We start from the raw sequence: 21933 nt of genomic DNA, 5'->3' as shown, positions 1-21933 counted from the left end.
AATACGAGAATTCCCATGTCCCTGATGCGAATCACATCTCCCCACGCCCACTCCGGCCAGAGCACCTCGAAGGTGATGGCCCAGGTGGCCGCGGCCACCATTCCCGGCGTGCTGGCACTGGTGGTCTATTTCGGCCCCGGCGTGCTGTTCAATATCGCCCTGTGTGTCGCTGCCGCCTGGCTGACCGAAGCTGCCGTAATGCGGCTGCGCAACCGACCGGTAGGTTTTTACCTGAAGGACAACAGTGCACTGGTTACCGCGCTGCTGCTGGGTATCGCGCTGCCACCCTACTGCCCCTGGTGGGTGCCGGTAATCGGCAGCGTGAGCGCCATTCTGCTGGCCAAACAACTCTACGGCGGCATGGGCTACAACCCGTTCAACCCGGCGATGGTCGGCTACGTGGTGCTGCTGATCAGCTTCCCGGTGGAAATGACCCGCTGGGTCGGCGCTTCCGAACTGATTCAGGGTGCGCCGGACCTGAGCGAAACCTTTGCACTGATCTTCGGTAATATGAATGTGGACGGCTTCACCCGCGCCACGCCGCTGGAGATCGTGCGCCACAACGAGTCCACCATCCTCGCGCAGCTGTACGAGATGGAACCGGCCTTCAGCAAAGGCAGCGTGGCGGGACTCGGCTGGGAAATGGCGAACTTCGGCTTCCTGCTGGGCGGCCTGTTCCTGCTGTTCCGCCGCCTGATCACCTGGCATGCGCCGGTGGCCATGCTGGTGACCCTGACCGCACTCTCCATCGTGTTCTACGACGGTGGCAGCTCCCTGAGCGAAGGCTCCCCCATGCTGCACCTGTTCTCCGGTGCCACCATGCTCGGCGCCTTCTTTATCATCACCGACCCGGTGAGCGGCTGTACCAGCAACAAGGGCCGCCTGATCTTTGGCGCCGGTGTCGGCATCCTGGTGTTTGTGATCCGTGCCTGGGGGGCTTACCCGGACGCGGTCGCCTTTGCGGTACTGCTGATGAACTTTGCCGCGCCGTTTATCGACAACTACACCCTGCCGCGCACCTATGGCCACAAAGCCGCACGCAAAGCCACCGACCTGGAGGAACAGTAATGCTGAAGCGCTCCATCGGTAAAAATGCGGCCATCCTGGCGCTGTTCGCGCTGGCTACCGCCGGTACCCTGGCAATCACCCAGATCACCACCAAAGAGCCCATCGAGCGAGCCATCCGCGAGGCATCCGCCAAAGCCCTGCTTGAGATCATCCCCATCGAGCGCCACAGCAACGATATGCTGGTGGATACCTACCCGATCCCCAAGCAGTACTGGGCGATGCTGGGACTGAGAGAGGGCGGGGACATTAACCTCGCACGGGAACCCGACGGCACCATCGATGCCGTCATTATCCCCACCGTCGCCCCGGACGGTTATTCCGGACCGATTCAAATGCTGGTTGGGGTCAACCGCGATGGCACCATTGCCGGCGTACGCGTCACCAACCATGCGGAAACACCAGGCCTCGGCGACAAGGTGGAAGTCAAAAAGAGCGATTGGATTCTGGCGTTCAGCGGCCGGTCTCTGGACGACCCGGGCCGCGACATGTGGAAGGTCGAGAAAGACGGCGGTGCCTTTGACCAGTTTACCGGTGCCACCATCACACCGCGGGCAGTGGTGAATCAGGTGCGCACGGTTCTGGACTTCGTCGCCGAGCACCAGCAGGCCATTTTCAGTGCGCCGGTCTCCAAGCGTGCAGTTGAGGTCAAACAGCCGGAAAACAGCCCAGAGCCAACCAAGGGGGAACAGAACTGATGGCCACCTCAGACTATTCGGAAATTTCCCACAACGGCTTGTGGAAAAATAACCCCGCGCTAGTCCAGCTACTGGGCCTGTGCCCACTGCTGGCCGTAACCGGATCCGTGGTTAATGCCATCGGCCTCGGGCTCGCCACGACCGCGGTACTGGCCTGCTCCAACCTCGCAGTATCGCTGGTGCGGCATCAAATGCCGGAAACGGTGCGCCTGCCCGCGTCGGTCATGATTATTGCCACCTTCGTAACCTGTGCCGAACTGCTGATGAAGGCATTCACCTACGAGCTGTATCTGGTCCTCGGTATTTTTATTCCATTGATTGTGACCAACTGTGCGATCCTCGGCCGCGCCGATGCCTTTGCCAGTAAAAACCCGGTACTGCCCTCTCTGGTGGATGGTCTGATGATGGGACTCGGGTTCAGCGCGGTACTGATTGTCATTGGCGCGGTGCGGGAAATTATCGGTCAGGGCACCCTATTTAGCGATATGGACTTACTGCTTGGCCCCATGGCAGCAAACTGGACCTTGCCAGTGCTGGGACAGGACTACTCCGGCTTCCTGGTAGCGGTACTCCCTCCCGGGGCCTTTCTGGTTACTGGCCTGCTGATCGCAGCCAAAAATGCCATCGACGCGAACATTGAGCGCCGTCAAAAGGCGAACACCAGCATTGTCACCGGTAGCAAGCGAGTACGCACTACAGGAAAGATTTCCTAAGAAACTTCGTGAAAATATCTTTATGAAGCAAAAATCGTTTTTCGATAAATAAGAAATTCCCTCTCGGAAGCACAACGAAAAAAGCTGGCATACTGCCGGCTTTTTTATTTACGCTTTTTCAGGTGAAAGCCTGCTATTGCATCCACCAATCACACCAAACAGCCCCGACCAATTTCAGCCACACGAATAAACTGCTCAGAGTACTTTTATTCAATTATCCGAAGCATCCTTCAATACATTCCGAAGCATCATTCAACAAACACTGCTTGTAAGTGACCGTAATGGGATTTTTCTCACAAACCGTAATTCCCGGCTAGCCAAGCGGGAATACATGGATAAAATAGCGCCCACGTCCAGAATGCGTCTGACTAGTCAAACCTACTCGTAGATTCAACGAAGCACTTTTCGTTAGACTCTCAACATAAACAACAATAAGACCGAATCAGACCGGGACCAATGACAGTGAACAGGCAACGCAGCCCACTTTCAATTAATCACGCTATTTTCATCTGGATCAAGCATTACCTGATTTCCAATAGCTTTTTGCCGCCCATTGCAAAGGAAGTCTCGCAACCATGACTTTAGACAACGGAAAGTCTGAACTGGTTTACCAAGGTCGTCGCGCACAGCGCGCCGATAGCCGTCAACGCCGAAAAGCAATTTTGGAAGGCACCCTACGCCTTATCGTGAAAGAAGGTATTCGCGGAATTCGCCACCGCGCTGTCGCCAAAGAGGCAGATGTCCCCCTCGCCGCAACCACCTATTACTTCAAAGACCTGAACGACCTTATCAGCGACGCATTTACTTATTTCGTCGAAAAAAATATCGACGAAACACGCTCTCTCCAGGCGGAGAGCTTCGCCGCGGTTCGTCAACTTCCCAAAGAGCAACTTCACTCGCCGGAAGGCCGCCGGCAATTGACACAACAGCTGACCCGCTATGTATTGGCCCATATTCGCACGCAGGTAGCCAGTCGCGACAACCGTATCATCGAGCTCGCCTTTAAAAATGAAGCGCTGCGCAATCCGCAACTGACTCGCGCAGTAAGAATGGCCAGTCAGTCCATTGAAAATCTGATTGTGGAATTCTTTGAACTGCTGCAACTGGCCGACCCATTGGCCGCCGCCCAGATTGTTTATGGCACCATCCTGAACCTGGAATTTCAGATTTTGAATGGCGCAATCGCGGTGGACTCGCCGCTGCTCGAACGGGCAGTCTCCTTAATGGTAAAGCGGCTTATTCCGGCGCAAGCCGTCGCACCGGCCGTTCAGACAGCACGCCCACAATTCGCGTAGGTGCAATCTCTCTGCTACCGGCAGGCGACCCCGGTCACCTGCCGGCCCTCCTCTTAAATACCGGCTGCTTTCCTAGCCCGCCGCTCAAGTCCACCACCCAGACCCGCTCCACATATTCCGCAGTCATCAATTTAGCCGCCATCCAAACCGCACCTCGAGTGACGAGCTAGACTGACAAAGACGTCATTGGAAGTGTTAGAAGCATGGTCATGGAACTGCTGTCTGCCTGCGCCCCGAGCAAGTGTTTCCCGCGTCTTGCGGTAACTTTCTGTTTTGCCACCTTGTTGATAGTGCTGACGCTGGGCTGCAGTCGTCAGGAGCCGCCAGATGACGCCGCGGACAAGACGGATAAGGAAAGCGCCGCGCCGGCGGAACAGCTTGAAAGCACAGAAAAAAACCTGGCCGACGCCGATACAGCAGGCCCGTCAGAACAACAGGCAGATGACACTCAAGAGCCGCTGATACCTGCTAAGAAAGGCGACCTGCGTCCGGAAGCGAAATGGCGCCCGGAAACCTCCGGCGAATACCCGATTAACGCCTACAAGAATTATGAAGAAGCCGGTGACCTTGATGCGATCAAGGAGCGCGGAATACTGCGTATTCTGGTCGACATTTCCAACCTGGACACCCTCCATCGCGAAGCCACACAGCAAGATATTGAACTTGAGGAAGCGAAACGGTTTGCGCGCACGCTGGGGCTGGAACCTGTGGTTCTCTATGCGGAGAACTTCGATCAACTGATGCCGCTGCTAAATAGCGGCAAGGGCGACATCATCGCCAACAACATGGTCATCACTGACGCGCGCAAAGAGATCGTCGACTTCTCTACCCCCACTGCGGACACCCAGCTAACACTGGTATCACGAAGTGATGTTCCGGAATTCAAGAAAGGCGGAGACAATAGCAAGTTGTTCGCGGGCAAGACGATAAAGGTGACCAAGGGCACAGTGTTCGAAACTGCAGCCAAAAAACTTATCGAAAACAATCCAGAATTAAAACTCGAGGTAGTAGAGGAGAACTATGTCGAGTTGATGGTTGACGTAGCCGAAGAAAACCTCGACTTCACCATCGTCGAGCAGCAGACCTTCGATTTAGTCACCCAGTTCAAGGACAACGTTAAAGCCAACTACACCCTCCCAAAAGAATTTCAACTGGCCTGGGCGGTGCGCAAAGATTCGCCCAAGTTACTGGAGTCCATCAATAAATTCGTACGCGACAGTATGCTCACCCGCTTGGTGACACGCTCGGTTAGCGATCTCGATGAAATCAGGAAGCGCGGTTACATACGTGTGGTGACGCGCAACCACCCCGGCACCTATTACATGTGGAAGGGTCGCATTCTGGGCTTCGAATTTGAACTCGCAAAAGATTTTGCCGAAAAAGAAAATCTGCGCCTGGAGATCGTCGTCGCGCCCACACATGCAGGTCTTCTCACCATGCTGAAGGATGGTAAGGCAGATATTGCGGCGAGTCTGCTTTCGGTCACGGAGCGCCGCGACAACAGTGGCATGGACTTCGGCCGCCCCTACATGAAAGAAAGGGTTGTTGTGGTAGGACAGGACGACGACAAAATCGATAGCATCGAAGAGCTCGACGGAAGAACCATCCATGTGCGGAAGTCGGCGAACCATTATGACGTCGCACTGGAACTGCAGAAAAAAGTGCCGGGGGTTAAAATTGAGCTCGCCCCAGAGGAGCTCAACATCCAGCAAATTATCGATAAGGTCGCCGATGGTGAGTATGACCTTGCCATTGCCGACGACGTATCGGTCAAGCTTGAACACAGTTGGCGAACAAATATCGACGCTCTGATCGACCTGCATATTGATGACAACGTGTATGCGTGGATGGTACGAGAGAGCAATCCTGATTTACTCAAAGCTATTGAAAAGTTCTTCGATAAAAAGGGCACCCAGAAGAAAATCGCCATACTCTACAACAAATACTTTGATTCACCGAAACGGACGCGCCCCGAAATCAACGAATTGAACGCCGAGGGCAATATCTCGCCCTTCGATGAATTCGTAAAAAAATATTCAGATGAATACGATTTTGACTGGCGCCTGATCGTCGCACAGATGTTCCAGGAGAGCACCTTCAACCCCAAGGCAAAATCCTGGGTGGGCGCACGCGGCCTGATGCAGGTAATGCCCGACACCGGCAAACAGGTGGGTGAGAAAAACCTGTTCGATCCGGAAACCAGTGTGCGCGCCGGCCTGAAGTATCTGGAATGGCTGCACCGCAAGTTCGAAGACAAAGGCATCAGCCCCGAAAATATGATGTGGTTTACCCTGGCCTCCTACAACGCCGGCCTCGGCCATGTGTATGATGCACAGGACCTCGCGGAAGAAAAAGGCTGGAACCGTAACGTCTGGTTCGACAATGTGGAAAACGCCATGCTGTTGCTGTCGGAAAAGAAATACTATGAGAAGGCACGCTATGGCTATGCGCGGGGCAAGGAGCCCTTTGACTATGTGCGCAAAATCCAGTCGCGCTTTCGCACCTACGTCGCTCTACTTGAGGACTACGAGCGGCGCAAGCAGGAACAGGAGACCGGGCAGTTGCTCGACACGCTGTATCCGCAATTCAGACAATGGATTGGTGCACGGCCACACGCTATCGCGAGTGCAGGCAGACCCTAAGTTTTCGCACAGTCTCTCGAGTACAAATTAAAAAGGCGACGGTTTCCACCGTCGCCTTTTTTCATTCTCTGCTTAGCTAATTCGACAATTAACTGCAGTTACCGGGCATAGATGCTATCCACTCTTGCAACAGCGCGGTACCTTCTTCGTGGACCAGACTGCGCCCCAGTTCCGGCATCATCGCACCAGGATCGGTGGACTCCACGCGGAAGTTGAGGATGGAGTCGTCTGGGCTACCGGGGACAATCGCGAACAGACGATCACCGGAACCGGTACCCGCCGCGACCGGCGGCTTACACACACCCAGACGGCGCATATCGTGCTCGGCAATATTGAGCATCAAACCAGAAGTATCCGCCGGGCCGGAGGGGTTATGACAGTGGCCGCAGTTGATATCCAGGTAAGAGCGCGCACGCTCTTCCAGAGAGGCCGTTTCCTCTTTGAAGTTCACATTGCGCGGCACTGCCGCCAGCTCAGGCAAACCGGTGAGGAAGCCCATTTGCTGCCAGTACACCAGCTGGTTCTGCGCACCGTCCTGAATCGGGCTTTCGCGATACTCGTAATCCTTGTTCAGGTGGCGAGCACGGGGACCAATCGGACGTACCGCTTTTTTGGCGTGGTTGTCCGCATGGCAACCCGCACACTGGTTTGCATCCGGCACCACATAGGTAAAGGCTTCCTGACTACCGTCCTCACTGACCAGCTGCATACGCGTGGCATCGCCGGCAATCTCGAGTACGGCATCGGTCTGCGCTTCGTTCCATACGTAGGGCAGTGCCTGCCAACCGTCCGCGCGCTTAACCAGCACGCGGGTCTCGACGAGTTTCACCTTGGACAGGTCAAGACCGGAGCCGGCAAAGTCATTGCTGTGATCGTCGGTACGGATCACCGCGCCGCCTTCACCCCGAGGGTAGTAGAAGGTTTTGCTGATGATGGTACCTACCGGATAGTCGAATTCCGCTTCGCCGTATACCGCAGAGGTGCCCTCTGGCATCCATACGGTGCGCAGCTTGTGCGCATAGTCGGTGAATAGTGCGGTGTTCAAGTCAAACGGCACGACCCGATCATTCAATGACAACTTACCGTCGATTGCCTCGACCAGGTGCCACTCGCTCAGGTTATCCGGAACAGCGTTACGTTCGTGTACTGTTACCTGCTCACGCGGTGCCTCACACCCCGCAAGCATGAGGGCCAGTACAGCACCCCCAAATAACCTGGATGAAAACAGCTTACGCATCGGCTACCTCATTCACTGCGTGTTGCTCTTCCTGAGAGGGCTCCTTTTCTTTATCAAACTCGAGTACAACCTCGGGCAACTTCTTCAAGTTACAGCTGTGGGCACTGATGTCGGTGGTGATATTTTTGAAGCCACCCTGCAGGTCGACATTAATGATGCCCGCGTCGCCGTTGTCGATACACAGCTGCAGATTTTCCGGAAGTTTGCCATCGACCATTTTTTTCTTGTCAACGGCACCGTCCCACAGTACGTCAGGCAGGCTGCCGCCGAGACCGAACTTAGCAAGCTTCAGCGCTTTCAGCTGCATGTCATCGGGGGATTCACCACCACCAACGAAGGTGTTGTCGTAGATGTAGATACCTTCCGGATAGGGGTCGAAGTCTTCCTGGGTGGACTTGTCGCTGTAGTAGCCCGCCGCGTAATAACTGCTGACGATAACGTTGGCAGTGTCGTTATCGGAAATTTCGTTGTTGAAGATTTCTACAAAGTCGTTGGAGTTGATCACCACGCCGGAACCAGCAGGGATTGCTGCAACCGGGGTACCTTCGTGGCCGAAGTTCTCGTAGTTGTTTTTGAAGATCTTGTTGTTGTAGACACGGGTGCTGTGGCCCGGCTGCGGCAGGTTCGGCATATTGAACACCAGGATACCGCCGGTGTTATTGGTGGCTACGTTGTCGTAAACATCGGCACCAATGGTGTTTTCAATCTCAATACCGGCAACATTAAATTCCGCGCGGTTGTTGCGCACAATCACATTGCGGCTCTGGCCAACATAGATACCCGCGTCGGACGCGCCGATCGCCACGGTGCCTTCAACCAGGGTATTTTGCGTCTGCACCGGGTAGATACCGTAAGCACCGTTTGCAGTGGACGGTCCATTGGTCCACTCGACACGAATGTCACGGATGATGATGTTCTTGCCTTCGTTGACCTTCAGCGCGTCACCGATGGTGTCTTCAATCGCGAGGCCTTCGATGGTGAAGTCGCTGGCATTGACCAGCAGGCCTTCGGCGCCCTGAATCTGGTCCTTAAAAGAGAGGATGGTTTTGTCCATGCCCGCGCCGCGGATGGTAACGCCGTCGACGTTCAGGGACAGGCTGCGGTTCAGCGCGAAGCGCCCTTCCGGGATTTCGATTACATCGCCAGGCTGCGCCTGGATCAGCTGCTTCAGCAACTGCTTCTGGAAATCAGCCGCGTTAGCTGCTGCGGCAGGGCTTGCGGTGCTGCTTTCTTCTTTTTGCGAACAGGCGGTGGCCAATGCTGCCAGCAGGAGCGCGCCAAACTTAGCCGATGTCTTCATTTTCTCTCCAAACATTTTTATTCGTATTGATCTGTTGCCCACGCAAGTTCGGTGCGAAACGCTTGCCCTGCAGTGATCTGCTCACCATGTAACAGGCAAAGCCTCTCCCCCATTCGTGACCAAAGCTTACTCTCCATTCTTAATTGGTACGCCTGTACCAATTAAAGGGTGCAAAGCACGTCAACGACCCTTGGCTGGATACTATCTGCTCCATTGCCCACGAGCAATTCAGGACATGGAACTTTGTCTCAATTTAACCAGAGGATTTGCGACCGGCAGGTCTAGGTATGCATTTGGAGAATCGCGCCCAGTGAGCGGCTAAGCGCCAATAGCAGATATTTTCCCGGGGAACCTGGGCGGAAGCCATGACCCCGAGGGCCCGGCACATGGCCGGGCTTCAGGGTAAGCAGCACAGGTTAGCTGAATACGGGGGCGGCAACGAAGCTCCAGAAGAGCACAGTCCCGACCATAACCACCACGACCATCACCAGACATACGGTAACCACCGCACTGGCAAACAGAAAACCACGCTCCTCGGAAACGTTCATCACGATGGGTATACCCACATACAGCAGGTAAACGGCATAGGCGACGGCCAGTGTTGCCACCAGGATATCAAGCCACAGGATCGGGTAGAGACCGGCAGCACCGGCGATGAAGATAGGTGTAGCGGTAAATCCGGCGACCACGATTCCTTTCATAGGATGCGTCTTGGCACCGTAGGTTTTCGCCATCCAGTGAATAAAATAGCCGACGGCAACCACCGCCAGAATCATGGTGACATAGAACACGGCCACCAAGGAAAGCGCACTATTGTTGGTGAGCGTGCGGACCTCTCCGCTGCCGCCAATGTTCCAACCAACTTCGGTTGTACCGAAGTACCAGCACAACGCCGGTACCAGCGCCAGGATAATGACGTAAGGAATCTGGCGGTTGACCCCTTTTTCGGATAAACCGGCAATTTCCTGCCACTGCCTGCGCGGTTGTACCATCAGGCCGTAGAGATGATTCAGCATTCCCATTCTCCTCACTCACGAGGAACCATGCGGCTTGTGGCCGCAGGGGAGAGCCTTTCAGGGAGTCACAGACGCAATTCGACTCCTGTGTCTCAATTTGATCTGGATACTACTTATCAAAGTGAGGGATACCGCCAAAGGCTTTTCCCAAAAAGTTCCAGTTTCTTATTTTGTCACCGGCAGTTAGCACACAGCCATTCGTACCGGCGTATTTCACAGCGCCTGTTTCTCTCAGGCACGTTGTTGTTGTAACACCTCCGTCATCCAAGTCAACGGACGTTATGTATTTCGCGAAAATAAAAATGCGGTCGTTCCCCATGGAAACAACCGCATTCTGAATAGTGCTACCGAAACACTCGAACCCCGGTTTTCGGCGGCAGTTCACTCCGCGAAGTAAAGGCGCCCGCCGGGCGAATTACCGCAAAGAGCCCAAATGTGTCACAAGCTGGCCATTTGCACCATTTGCATCCAACCAAAGCGATCCTCGACACGCCCCTCCTGAATATCCAGCAGTGCCGCGCGCAATTTCGCGGCAATCGGCCCGGGGGCACTGGCCAGGCGGTAACGGTTTTCACTATCACCGAGTTCGCTGATGGGGCTCACAATGGCGGCGGTGCCGCACGCGAACGCTTCGCTACAGGTGCCGGAGGCGACCAGCGCGAGCAAGTCGTCAATATCGATTTCCCGTTCATGAACTTCGATACCCATATCCCGTGCCAGCGTCAGCATCGAGTCCCGGGTCACCCCTTCCAGGATGGAACCATTCAGTGCCGGCGTGTGCAGGGCGCCGTCCATCACCGCGAAGAAGTTCATGCCCGACAGTTCGTCTACCGTGCGGCGATTACCCGGATTCAACCACAAGGACTGGTCGTAGCCGCGCTCCTTGAGGCGTGCAATGCTCAACAGTGATGCCGCGTAATTACCACCCACCTTGGCGTCGCCGGTACCACCTACCGCCGCGCGGCTATCTTCCCGCTCGACCCAAAGGCGCATATTGCCGGCGTGGTAGGCCTCGGAAGGACTGGCGATGACATAAAATTCGTACGCCTTGCTGGCAGTCACCGAGAGGTCTGGCTGGGTTCCGATCAAAAAGGGGCGAATATAAAGTGATTCGCCAGTACCCACAGGGATGAGTGTTGCGCAGTAGGACACTACCGTGCGCACCGCATCCATAAACAACTCTTCCGGTACCGGTGGCATGCACAAGCGGCGCGCAGAATGGACCATACGCTCCGCGTTACGCTCCGGCCGGAACAGGCCAATCTCGCTGCCACAGCGATAGGCTTTCATACCTTCGAAACAAGTTTGCGCGTAGTGCAGGACCTTGGCGGCTGGATCCAGGGCCAGCGGTCCATAGGGCACCAGCTCACCATCACTCCAGCGGCCATCCTGATACCGGGCACGAAACATAACTGGCGCCATCACGGTACCGAATCCCAATCGCTCAGGGACTTCATACCCGCGCAGGCTGGCAATGGCTTCTGGTTGTATTTTTATGTTCACAAAGCTCTCCCACTGTTTCTGGTGCGGTCAATCCTGCGAATTATGGCTGCAACAGGGCGAGTTTCCAAACCCCCAGACCAACAGACAGCCAAATCAAGCAACAAAAAGAGCGAAAATAGATTAAATTTAGGATGTTCCACACCCAAATAGCCAAAAACTCCGCCTGAGACGAAATCGCCAGCCGTACTGACATCTTCCTCTGCCTGGCGACACCCTAGACCACCTCAGGCAGGCAACAACACACTTCGTCATCCGCTTCCACTGAACCGGTAAATTATTGGCACTGGGATAGTTCAGTACCCCCTCTTGCCTCCCTTCCGAATGCCAGACTGTTTTAAGCAAAATTTACATCCGGTTCCGCAAATCATCCTATGCCCGGCGTGAGACAAAATTGCCGAGAAAATTACCGCCAACATCCACATCCGGAATTGCAGCACCGACGTACGAATGCAAGTTCGCGCCGTGTCCAATGCGCGTCTATCTGTCAAACAAAAGCCGAGTGGCGCGCCTGCCTACCTGAGGAGGCAAAGCACGAAATATCCTTGGCTATACTGAAAACACATGGACGGTGATCGCCGTACACAAGGAAAACCACCGCCAACGATTGGCAAAAGATTTTCCGGCGAAACCAAAGTCCAGCGTCGATATCGACAACACACCGGGAAACCGGCAGGAAAGAACACGAACCACACTTCAGGGAGAGAAGTTCCGCGCGGAGTCGTCGGCGGCAGAGAGTTGCATGACTGCCAACGATGGAAGTAGCCACGTGGATATCGCGCTTGTCGAATTTTGTGTTGCACAAAATTCTTCGAGTCAGGAAAACATGTAATGGAAGTGGTTCTATCGTGACACAGACAGATACCAGCAACGCTATTGCTATCGGCTTGATGTTTACAGCCTCAGCTCTGCTGTGTGGCTCTGTTGCGGCGGAAGAAAACTCCGCTCTCGACAATGCCAAGGCTCCACCTACGGCGTATATAGAGGCAGCGTCAAAACCACTCGAGAAACCCAAGCGACGACTTCGCCGCTCAGTGGCCATCGACGAATATCGCCAGCGCATAGAAGACATGGAAGCCGAGCACGGCGCCTACGGCGCGGGCATTGACGAACAATTAATGGGATTGGGCCACGCCCTGCAACGACACGGCGCCCATGAGGAAGCCATCTCACAGTTTCGTCGCGCGATGCTAATCAACCGGGTCAATGAAGGGCTCTACTCCCTCAATCAAGTGCCGATGATCGAACGCATCATCGAAAGCCAGGTTGCGCTGAATGAATGGGAAGGAGCTAACGACAACCACCAGTATTTATTCTGGCTTCACGCAAAAAATTATGGGGAAAAAGATCCACGGATGCTCCCCATCATCAATCAGCTGAGCAGCTGGCACCTGCAAGCGTACATTGATGAAAAAGGTGCAACCATGTTCGAGCACCTGATCAATGCAACGAATCTCTATGCGTTGGCAGTGGATATTATTTCGAACAATTTCGGCGCGAACGATTTGCGACTGGTCGAGGCTCTACGTGGTTTGAAAGCATCGAACTACTACCTGGCGACCTATTCCGGTGAGCCGCAGGAAGCCATCGTAATCAACACCGGGTTCGCGGGCGGCAACATGTCGAATGAGCGCCGCGCGCAGCTGGATCACTATCGCATGAATAGTTTCAGCTCCGGAAAGACTGCGATCACCAAGATCATGGATGTGTACCAGAAAAACCCGGCCTCACCACCAGCGGCTTCCGCCAAGGCCAAGGTGGAACTTGGAGACTGGTACATGCTGTTCAACAAGTGGCACTCGGCGCGCAAAACCTACGGCGAGGCCTACCACGCACTCTGGGATAACGGTGCGACCAATCAGGAAATTGACGAGATCTTCGGGCGCCCGGCGGCGCTACCCAGCCTGCCTTTGCTCGATGAAGATCGCGAAGCACTGGCGAATGCTTATGTGACCGTGTCTTACGATGTCACCGCTTTTGGCAAGGCGCGCAACATCCGTATTCTCAGTGCGCAACCGGAAGACAAGGTAAGCATCCGCTCGCGGGTGCGCAATGTGCTTAAACGCGCGAAATTCCGCCCCCGTTTTGAAGATGGTGAACCGGTGGAAACGAAAGGCATCGTCCAACGATTCGTTTTTGACTAAGTCCTCTGTCGGCGAATTTATCGGAACAGAGTTAAACAGGGGCCAAAGGTACGCAAGAAAACAAACCGTGTTCGACTGATGTATCGAGGTAAGTGGAAGTCGCACAAAACAGGCAGGGAAAAAGTGGCATGAAATCTAGCCACTCCTTTAAACCTAGTGTTGCTAACACTGTCGAACAGACAAGGAACACGCGGGCCGCAGCGCAATCGTTGCGGCCCGTGAACGCATCAGGAGAAAGCAATGACTTTAAGGACGCTCGCCCGTCGTTTCGACGCCTCCAACAGTGGCGCGCATAGCCGCAACTGGAAAACCCTCGCTTCGGTACTGGTCCTCGCTGCGGTGATCAGCGGCTGCAAGAATCAGCAGACACAGCAACAGCCTCCGGCACAACCACAACAGCCATCCAGTTCGAGTCCTTCAAGCCCCTCGCAGTCTCAGTCGCAATCTCAATCCCAGTCATCAAGTTCGTCGAGCAGCCGCTCACAGTCCAGCCCGTCCACGGCCAGCAGCATGCCGTCGCCGAGTTCGCCGAGCAGCAGCCGCAGCCCGAGCGTGTCGACCTCAAGTAGTCAGGCGCAACCTAACACCTCCTTCCCCAGCATCGAGTCCGGGGACCGCTCCAGCGAGCAGGCGTCCAGTGCCTCTGACCAGGGTGAGGAATCCAAGCGTCGCTCCAGCGCACAGAGCAGCAGTGACGCAGACCCCACGGCCAGTCGCAGCCCCTCCTCGCCCGTGTACAGCGATTCCGACCAGCGTCCCGAGGAGTCGCGTATGCCACCGGATCCCTCGTCCAATAGTGAGGGAGAACCACCGGATGAAATCGACTTTTCCGAGGAACAAAACACGGCCAGCAGCTCGTCCAGCAGTAGCTCCTCGAGCTCTTCGTCCAGTTCATCCAGTAGCTCTTCGAGCAGCAGTGCATCAAGTAACAGTTCGCAGGCCAGTGCCAGTGCCTCTGGTGCGCCAAGTAGTGCGTCCAGCAGCTCTCCCAGCAGCGCCGCTAATGGGGCCCCGGCCTCTGCGCAGGGTGGCCAGAGCGGCGGACAAAGTAGTGCACAGCAGTCGAGTGCCTCAGCCAGCGCGGGAGGCCCTGCCGGCGGGAGCAGCGCGCCCAATGAAGCGCCGATGAGCAGTGCAGAGCGCGTCGCCGAACTCGAAGGGCAGTTCGAATCCACCATGGTCAGTTACGACGGCATGATCCTGCGCGAGCGGGATTACGTGCGCAATCGCCCGGCTTCCGAGCAGGAAGAGGAGGCCATGGAGGACGAGGCTCCGGCAGGTGAATCCCTCGAAGACCTGATCCAGTCCGCCGAAGCAGAGTTACCGGCACCGCCGCCCCCCGGCGGACAGGGTGAAGGTGGCTCAGGCCCCGAGCAAAGTAATTCCAGTGGTCAGGCAACCGGCCCAGGTCTTCCTACCAAGGGGCGCATGGGTGAATTTGATCACGGCGGCAGCCCAGCAGTGGTACCGGAAGACATTCCCACTGGAAACGATGACGATGTTGTCGCGCGCCAGATCCGTGAAGCCGCCACACGGGAAACGGATCCTGAGTTGCGCGAGCGACTCTGGGAAGAGTATCGGAAATACAAAAAATCACAGAAATAACAACGACTATTCATCAGGGACACTTGAGAGAGTTCGGAGAAAATAGGGAGAGAGTAACGTCATGTTTTTCTCACATTTGCGCAGCACCGTATGCAGCCTGACTTTTGGTCTTTTGACCATCACCGGTTGCACAACCACCGAAGTACGTACCACCGCCTATACACCGCTGACAGTCGAAGACCAGGCCATCGCGGAAAATCGGTTATTGGATGTGGGTATCGTTCAATTTAATGCCGGGCTTGACCGCGAGGATGAGCCGGAAGAGGACGAACTGGTTTTTCCTGAACTCCGCCGCGCGGAATCCCGTTATATTGCGGTGACCCTTGCTGATGCGCTGCAGTCCAGCCAGGGCTGGGGCGCGGTGCGGGTGATTCCCAGCGAGCGCACCAATATCGATGTCACCGTTTCGGGCACCATTGTGCAGTCAGACGGAGAGACTCTTACCGTCGAAGTGACCGTGCGCGATTCTCGCGGACAGCTGTGGTTTACCAAGGAGTACACCGAGCTCGCATCGCATTACGCATACGACCGCAAACATCCTACCGAAGGCGATGCATTCCAGGGTATTTACAACCGTGTCTCGAACGACATGCTGATGTATCGACAGGGCTTGTCGGATCAATACATTGCCGAGTTGCGCACTATTTCGGAAATTAAATTTGCCCAGAGCTTCTCACCCAGCGCATTCCAGCGTTATCTGGTTCAGGACCAGAACGGCATGTACCAGCTGACCTCGCTACCTGCGGACAACGACCCCATGTTGCAACGTGTGCGCCAGATTCGCGAACGGGATTACCTGTTTGTGGACACACTTCAGGGTTACTACGGGACCTTTGTAAAAACCATGAAGGCGCCCTACCAGGAGTGGCGCGCCATGAGTTTTGAAGAAGTGAAACAAATGCGCGAACTCAAGCGTAAAGCGCGTAACAACACCATCATGGGTGTGGCCGCGATCGTCGGTGGTATTGCCGCTGCTGGCGCAGGAGGCGGTGCAGCAAGCCAGGCGGGTAACGTCGCCGTTGCCGGCGGTGGCTATCTGGTGAAGAGCGGCTTTGATCGACGCTCCGAAGCCAAGATGCATATCGAAGCGCTTCAGGAGCTCGGTGATTCCATGGAGGCAGAAGTGGAGCCACAAATCGTAGAACTGGAAGACCGCACCGTAACTCTGTCTGGTTCGGTGGAAAACCAGTATCAACAATGGCGCGAACTCCTCCGAGAAATCTATCAGGCGGAAACCGGCGGCCTGCAGGATATTTGACGGTCTTTCCGCGGGTGCTCATCTCTGCCGGGCGCCCGCAACGCGGAACCGTACAGGGCGCGGCAGTGAGTTCATCATCGCCGCCAATCAATAGACAATAACAGCGAGCACAGCGGAATACACATGCAACACCGCGATTCCAATTCAAAAGATCCATCCTACATCCAGCCCGCAGAGTTTTCCTTCGGTGGCGCGGAAGATGGCAATGCCCCCCAAGGTAGTGCAGGCTCGACGGATCAAAAGAACCCGCAACGCAACCAAAGAAAAAATACTGGGAAATTGGTTCCACTGCTCATTGGCGGCGGCATGCTAACCGGTTTAGTGGCCGTATTCTGGTTACTACCGCAGTTGGTCGACACACCCAAGCCACCGGTAATTACGGCGACCAGTCAGACACCCACTGCCGCCAAAGCTGCCCAGCCCAAGGTTGAAGAATCGCCCTTCACCGAAGCGGAGATCATGCAACAACGGCGGGATGTTCAGCAGGTGTTGCAAGAAATTCTCCAGTTACAGGAAGAACTGCTTGAACGCCGGGTGGAGACCTGGGCGGCGGAGGACTACTTCGCCGCCCGCACCCTTGCAGAAGAAGCAGACGGGATCTACCGCCAGCGAAAATTCATGCAGGCATTGCAGCAATACCGCCAGGCGTTGACGGCAATGCAGCAACTGCGTGACAGTATTCCTGCGCGTATCGAGCAACACCTGGCTGAGGGCAATAGCGCACTGGACATTGGCGACGACAAGGCCGCACACGCCGCATTTGATCTGGCACTCACCATTTCCGAAGGGCACCCGCGCGGAAAGAAAGGCAAGGCCCGCGCAGACCTCTTGCCCGAAGTGTGGTCACACTTCACTGGCGGTAAAGAAGCGTTTGAAACACTGAAGCTGGATCTCGCGAAAACCGAGCTGGAGAAAGCGCTGGCACTCGATGCTGAGACGGCGCCCGCCAAAGCCCTGCTTCCGGAAGTTAACACCGCGATTCTCGAGCGCGATTACAGCGAAGCGATGTCGGCAGGTTACGCGGCGATTGATCGCAATGAGTTTGAAAAAGCCAAAACGCTTTTTTCCAAAGCCAAGAAACTGAAGCCACAGGCGACAGATCCGGACGCCGGCCTGCAACAAGCAGCGAATGGTATCGCCCAGGCCAAAATTGATCGCCTCTTTGCCAGCGCCAGAAAAAATGAACAAGCGGAGCAGTGGCACAAGGCTACAGCACAATACACGAAACTCATTGCGTCTGACGGTAGTCTGGTGGAAGCCATAACCGGTAAGGCACGTACCAGCGCACGGGCAGAGCTCGACGATCAACTGCAGGAACTATTGAGCGACCCGTTGAGCCTGAGTCAAGCGAAGCGCAACCAGTATGCGCGTAAAGTACTTGCCGATGCGCGTGGACTGAATGCGGATGGCACCCGTATCAGCGGGCAGATTGAATCTCTGAAAACTGCGCTAACCCGCGCGCTTATCCCTATTACTGTCGTGTTACAGTCAGACGCCAGTACCCAGGTCACCATTTATCATGTAGGCAAGCTGGGCAACTTCTCGCAACGGGAAATCGCGTTGAAGCCGGGCCGCTACACCGCGGTGGGCACCCGCCAGGGTTACCGCGATGTGCGCCAGGAATTCGTTGTCGATCCCAAGTCAGACTCACCGGTTGTCACCATTCAATGCGCAGAGAAAATTAACAGCGCCAATAATTCCTGAATAGGGAAACCCTGCCCCGGCGAACAGATCAAAAAGTACAAGATTTTTCACGTTGTGCACGCTGTTCGCTGGCATCGCCACCTCAGAAAACCTGACCCATTGGACGCGTATTTTTTAGTTATTTTGACGAAGCTATCGGTGGACGAAATTGTCGTCTCAGTATCGCCAAAACAAGCAAAGCTACGCCAATCATCCCGCGATTCAGGCCGCACAGACGAGAGCAGACTAAGCTGAAATGCGCGGCTTTGTGTCTCTTGCCCAGAGGTGTCTCCGCCGAAACTGCTAGCGGATAAAAATGCGACAGCCGCGACGGAAAAATCAATAAGTACGCAGTAACAGGGAATCATAAATGACAGCCAAGGAAGCGGTATCCGCTCGCGATAGTGAGCCGTCCAACGAAGATGCACCCGTTATTCAGCCGATTGGCTTCACTCCTGCTCCGGTGTCTTCCGGCAGTAAGAAACTCCTGCTGTCCCCAAGAGCGATCATCGTCGCCAGCTGCCTCTTCGCCGGCGCATTGATGCTGGTGTACTTACTGATCGCCCGCTCGCTTATTTTCGAAACCCAACCCAATGATGCCGACGTCACCGTAAGCGGTATTGCACTGCCGCTGGGAGACGGCCACCTGGTGTTACCCGGCCATTACAGCTACACCGTGAGTGCCACAGGTTATGTGCCAAAAAGTGGTGAGGTGGAAGTGCGCAGCGATCGCAACAGCCGCCACGCGGTCAACCTGGAGCGCCTGCCCGGTCACCTGCAGGTGGTCACCGATCCCAATGTACCGGTACGCATTTTGGTAAACGGCGCGGAAGTGGATAGCAACGCAGGGCTCGCGTCCGCTATCCCGGCAGGTCGCAAACGCATCACCATTCTTACCGAACGCTACCTGCCATTTAGCAAAGAGCTCGACATCGAGGGGCTGGACAACACCCAGACACTCACTGCGAATCTGCGCCCCGCCTGGGCTAATGTGTACATCACCAGCAATCCTGCCGGCGCCACGGTGAGCGTCGAAGGAAAAATTCTCGGCACTACCCCGCTTAACGCTGAGCTGGTGCAAGGCGACCGGATGGTGGACATTTCACTATCGCAATACAAAACCGTTCAGGTCCCCGTGCCGGTAACCGCCGGTGTCGACCAGACCCTGCAAACTGTCGACCTGTCTGCGGCCGATGGCACCCTGCGAGTTGTGAGCACGCCCACCGGAGCCAGCGTCACCGTCAATGGTGAGTACCGGGGTCAGACACCGCTGGATTTGGATCTCGCATCCAACAGCCGCCATAAATTGCGCTTCTTTATGGATGGCTACAGCACCGTTGAGCGCTCGGTGGATGTGCGCGCCGGCGACCTGCGGGACATGAATGTCGAGCTGACGGCGGTATTCGGCAAGGTGTCCATTAGCAGTAGTCCGGCGGACGCCCAGGTGTTCATCGATGGCAAGCTCGCTGGCGTTGCAGGCCAGACCTTCACCCTGCCCACGCGCAGCCACAGTATCCTCGTGCGCAAGGCGGGCTATGAGGATTACCAGACCACCATTGTTCCCTCCAACAAATTGAAACAATCGGTTCGCGCGGTCTTGTTAACCGGCGAACAGGCCCGCTGGAGCAATGTCCCCACCGAGATTACCCATGGGGCAGGCGGCAAGATGCTGCTTATGCGCCCGACGGCGGAATTCACCATGGGTTCCTCTCGCCGTGAGCAGGGTCGACGCGCGAATGAAGTGCTGCGCAAAGTTGCACTTAACCGTCCGTTTTACCTTGGTACAACGGAAGTCACCAATCGGGAATACCGGCGCTTCCAGCGCATGCACAACTCCAGCCATGCCAACGGTGTCAGCCTGGATAACGACAGACTACCGGTCGTAAATATCAGCTGGAACGACGCTGCGCTGTTCTGCAATTGGCTCAGTGCGCGCGACGGACTCAAAGAGGTATACCGCAACGAGGGCGGCCGCGTTACCGGTTTTGATGCCAGCGCCGACGGTTACCGCTTACCCACCGAAGCAGAGTGGGCCTGGGCATCGCGCTTTGAGCGCGGCGCCATGCGTAAGTTCCCCTGGGGAGACGCACTCCCCGTAGGCAAGAACTCCGGTAATTACGCGGATAGCAGTGCAGGGCAAATCGTTCCCGCAGTACTGCGCACCTATAACGATCGCTACCCCGCAACGGCTCCCGTAGCGAGCTACGGTCCCAACCACATGGGCCTGTTTGACATGGGCGGCAACGTATCCGAGTGGATTCACGACATGTACAGCATCGGCACCGGCCTCTCCCTCAAGCGAGAGGAAAATCCCGTGGGCACACAAGAAGGGGACTATCACGTAGTACGCGGTTCCAGCTGGAAGCACGCGGGTCTGACCGAGCTACGGCTCTCCTACCGCGACTACGGTGCGGACCCACGCAATGACATCGGTTTCCGCGTTGCCCGCTGGGTCAAATAATCGGAGGGTATATGACACAAGAAAAATCACAATTCCGTTCCGAGCCCGCCGCACAGGCTCTGCTTATGGCGAGCTCCAGCAATAAACGAGTGCCTCTTATCCTGGCAGTAGCCCTCGCTTGCGCACTCGCCTTGCAACCCTTGCCGAGCACCGCGCAACAAGAGACCACCGATAACGCCAGTGAAAATACGCAGCAGAGCGATGAATCAGAGAATACGGCAGCTACGAATGCCACGGTAGAAGCCACAGCCGCGCCCAAACCGAAAAAAACCAAAACCAGTATCAAAGCGCAAAGTGCACAAAACGCTGACAGCTACGAAGCAACGGAAGAAATTTCCGAGGACCTTTCTGTTTCGTATCCGGTGGATATCTGAAATTGACACAGACATTGCACCTAATCCCGATAACGGACAGGTGCCCAGAGCACACACAGACAATAGCAATACCGGGCCAATCACTAATGGAAGGCCCTCCAAAAAAGCGGGAAATCTCATGAAATTCAAGTCTTCAGATTTTATGTTCCAGCTGTTTGCCCTGCTCGGGGCCATCATCCTGGTCCATGCCATCTACGTAGCGATCATCCGCCCCAATGCGGATGCCTTGATCGCAGAACAGATGGCACGTGAAGAAGCCGGGGAAACCTATGCGCAACAGCGATCTCTCTACATTGTGATGCGCGACTACGAACAGGAAGCCTGTTTTGTCCTGATGCTATGGGCCATGGCTATCATGGGTCTCAAAGCGCGCCGTTCCATCCGTGAGCGCAAACTGCTGGACGAGGCGTTACTCAATGTCAGTGAGGGGACACCAATACTTCCGGAAGACGCCCGGGATCTTTCGCGGCCCATCCAGGCACTGCCTGAAGACGAACGCAACTTTTTACTTCCCCGCGCACTGCTGACCGCACTGCAGCGTTTTGGATCCACTCGCAATGTGGCTGCAGTCTCAAACTCCGTGAAAGAAGTCTGTGAAACGGAGGGGGATCGTCTGGACAGTGAATTGGCCATGGTGCGGTACATCACCTGGGCTATTCCATCGATCGGGTTTATCGGCACCGTGCGCGGTATTGGCGAGGCCCTGGCACAGGCCCATCGCGCAGTAGAAGGCGATATTGCCGGCGTCACCGTAAGCCTGGGTGTGGCTTTCAACTCCACCTTTGTTGCGCTGGTAATCAGCATCGTCATTATGTTTTTCACCCACCAGCTGCAGCTGATGCAGGAGCGACTGGTACTGGATACACAGAACTATTGCGACAACAAATTACTCCGTTTCCTCAAAGTGAGTTAAGCGACGGAGAGATGATTTGAGTAACACCG

The 21933-nt window shown here is 55.6% G+C and carries 17 protein-coding genes; 12 read left to right on the top strand and 5 right to left on the bottom strand.

What is annotated here, in order from left to right; all coding sequences use genetic code 11:
* The first annotated feature begins 15 nt into the window (after positions 1–15).
* The 5 genes from rsxD to LCM31_RS13000 all read left to right on the top strand — a co-directional run bounded on the left by rsxD (position 16) and on the right by LCM31_RS13000 (position 6413).
* On the top strand, positions 16–1068 hold the full coding sequence (gene rsxD / locus LCM31_RS13020; protein WP_222232224.1) for an electron transport complex subunit RsxD: 1053 nt from the start codon (positions 16–18) through the stop codon (positions 1066–1068).
* Entirely contained in the window at positions 1068–1763 is a 696-nt protein-coding gene (gene rsxG, locus LCM31_RS13015) for an electron transport complex subunit RsxG (RefSeq protein WP_224870775.1), read from the top strand. Before rsxD ends, rsxG begins: the two co-directional genes overlap by 1 nt.
* The gene (locus LCM31_RS13010) at positions 1763–2476 is read left to right on the top strand and encodes an electron transport complex subunit E (RefSeq protein ID WP_224870773.1); all 714 of its coding nucleotides are present in this window, start codon (positions 1763–1765) and stop codon (positions 2474–2476) included. Before rsxG ends, LCM31_RS13010 begins: the two co-directional genes overlap by 1 nt.
* A 575-nt stretch (positions 2477–3051) precedes the next feature.
* On the top strand, positions 3052–3771 hold the full coding sequence (locus LCM31_RS13005) for a TetR/AcrR family transcriptional regulator (RefSeq protein ID WP_224870771.1): 720 nt from the start codon (positions 3052–3054) through the stop codon (positions 3769–3771).
* 209 nt (positions 3772–3980) lie between these two features.
* Positions 3981–6413, top strand: coding sequence for an MltF family protein (locus tag LCM31_RS13000; protein ID WP_224870769.1), 2433 nt, complete (start codon positions 3981–3983; stop codon positions 6411–6413).
* A gap of 88 nt (positions 6414–6501) precedes the next feature.
* Here the strand turns inward: LCM31_RS13000 and LCM31_RS12995 are convergent, their stop codons facing one another.
* From LCM31_RS12995 to LCM31_RS12980, 4 genes are all read right to left on the bottom strand, one after another.
* On the bottom strand, positions 6502–7650 hold the full coding sequence (locus LCM31_RS12995; RefSeq protein ID WP_224870767.1) for an SO2930 family diheme c-type cytochrome: 1149 nt from the start codon (positions 7648–7650) through the stop codon (positions 6502–6504).
* Positions 7643–8950 carry a parallel beta-helix domain-containing protein gene (locus LCM31_RS12990; RefSeq protein WP_224870764.1) on the bottom strand — a complete coding sequence of 436 codons (1308 nt, stop codon included), beginning with the start codon at positions 8948–8950 and terminating at the stop codon, positions 7643–7645. The genes LCM31_RS12995 and LCM31_RS12990 overlap by 8 nt, the downstream gene beginning before the upstream one ends.
* Before the next feature lie 416 nt (positions 8951–9366).
* On the bottom strand, positions 9367–9966 hold the full coding sequence (locus LCM31_RS12985) for a Yip1 family protein (RefSeq protein WP_224870762.1): 600 nt from the start codon (positions 9964–9966) through the stop codon (positions 9367–9369).
* Positions 9967–10404: 438 nt separating this feature from the next.
* Positions 10405–11469: a branched-chain amino acid aminotransferase gene (locus LCM31_RS12980; RefSeq protein WP_224870760.1), complete on the bottom strand. Its 1065-nt coding sequence runs from the start codon at positions 11467–11469 to the stop codon at positions 10405–10407.
* 845 nt (positions 11470–12314) lie between these two features.
* Here LCM31_RS12980 and LCM31_RS12975 point away from each other — a divergent pair.
* Positions 12315–13610 carry a hypothetical protein gene (locus tag LCM31_RS12975; RefSeq protein ID WP_222232243.1) on the top strand — a complete coding sequence of 432 codons (1296 nt, stop codon included), beginning with the start codon at positions 12315–12317 and terminating at the stop codon, positions 13608–13610.
* Positions 13611–14179: 569 nt separating this feature from the next.
* On the opposite strand, the gene LCM31_RS12970 is transcribed toward LCM31_RS12975, so the two are convergent.
* Positions 14180–14725: a hypothetical protein gene (locus tag LCM31_RS12970; RefSeq protein ID WP_224870759.1), complete on the bottom strand. Its 546-nt coding sequence runs from the start codon at positions 14723–14725 to the stop codon at positions 14180–14182.
* A gap of 10 nt (positions 14726–14735) precedes the next feature.
* On the opposite strand from LCM31_RS12970, the gene LCM31_RS12965 reads away from it, so the two are divergent.
* From LCM31_RS12965 to LCM31_RS12940, 6 genes are all read left to right on the top strand, one after another.
* Positions 14736–15215 carry a hypothetical protein gene (locus LCM31_RS12965; protein ID WP_224870757.1) on the top strand — a complete coding sequence of 160 codons (480 nt, stop codon included), beginning with the start codon at positions 14736–14738 and terminating at the stop codon, positions 15213–15215.
* Between the two features lie 61 nt (positions 15216–15276).
* The gene (locus LCM31_RS12960) at positions 15277–16473 is read left to right on the top strand and encodes a hypothetical protein (protein ID WP_224870755.1); all 1197 of its coding nucleotides are present in this window, start codon (positions 15277–15279) and stop codon (positions 16471–16473) included.
* 123 nt (positions 16474–16596) lie between these two features.
* Positions 16597–18177 carry a tetratricopeptide repeat protein gene (locus tag LCM31_RS12955; protein ID WP_224870753.1) on the top strand — a complete coding sequence of 527 codons (1581 nt, stop codon included), beginning with the start codon at positions 16597–16599 and terminating at the stop codon, positions 18175–18177.
* 349 nt (positions 18178–18526) lie between these two features.
* Complete coding sequence (locus LCM31_RS12950; protein ID WP_224870751.1) at positions 18527–20617, top strand: SUMF1/EgtB/PvdO family nonheme iron enzyme; 2091 nt, start codon at positions 18527–18529, stop codon at positions 20615–20617.
* Positions 20618–20628: 11 nt separating this feature from the next.
* Positions 20629–20991 (top strand): hypothetical protein, encoded by a 363-nt coding sequence (locus LCM31_RS12945; protein WP_224870749.1) that lies wholly within the window; start codon positions 20629–20631, stop codon positions 20989–20991.
* Positions 20992–21109: 118 nt separating this feature from the next.
* Positions 21110–21904: a MotA/TolQ/ExbB proton channel family protein gene (locus LCM31_RS12940; RefSeq protein WP_010132654.1), complete on the top strand. Its 795-nt coding sequence runs from the start codon at positions 21110–21112 to the stop codon at positions 21902–21904.
* The last annotated feature ends 29 nt before the right edge of the window (positions 21905–21933 follow it).

Source organism: Microbulbifer agarilyticus (assembly GCF_020171345.1).
GTDB classification, from domain to species: domain Bacteria; phylum Pseudomonadota; class Gammaproteobacteria; order Pseudomonadales; family Cellvibrionaceae; genus Microbulbifer; species Microbulbifer agarilyticus_D.
Note: the sequence above shows the minus strand (reverse complement) of the source record. Positions and strands in the feature narration are given on the sequence as shown.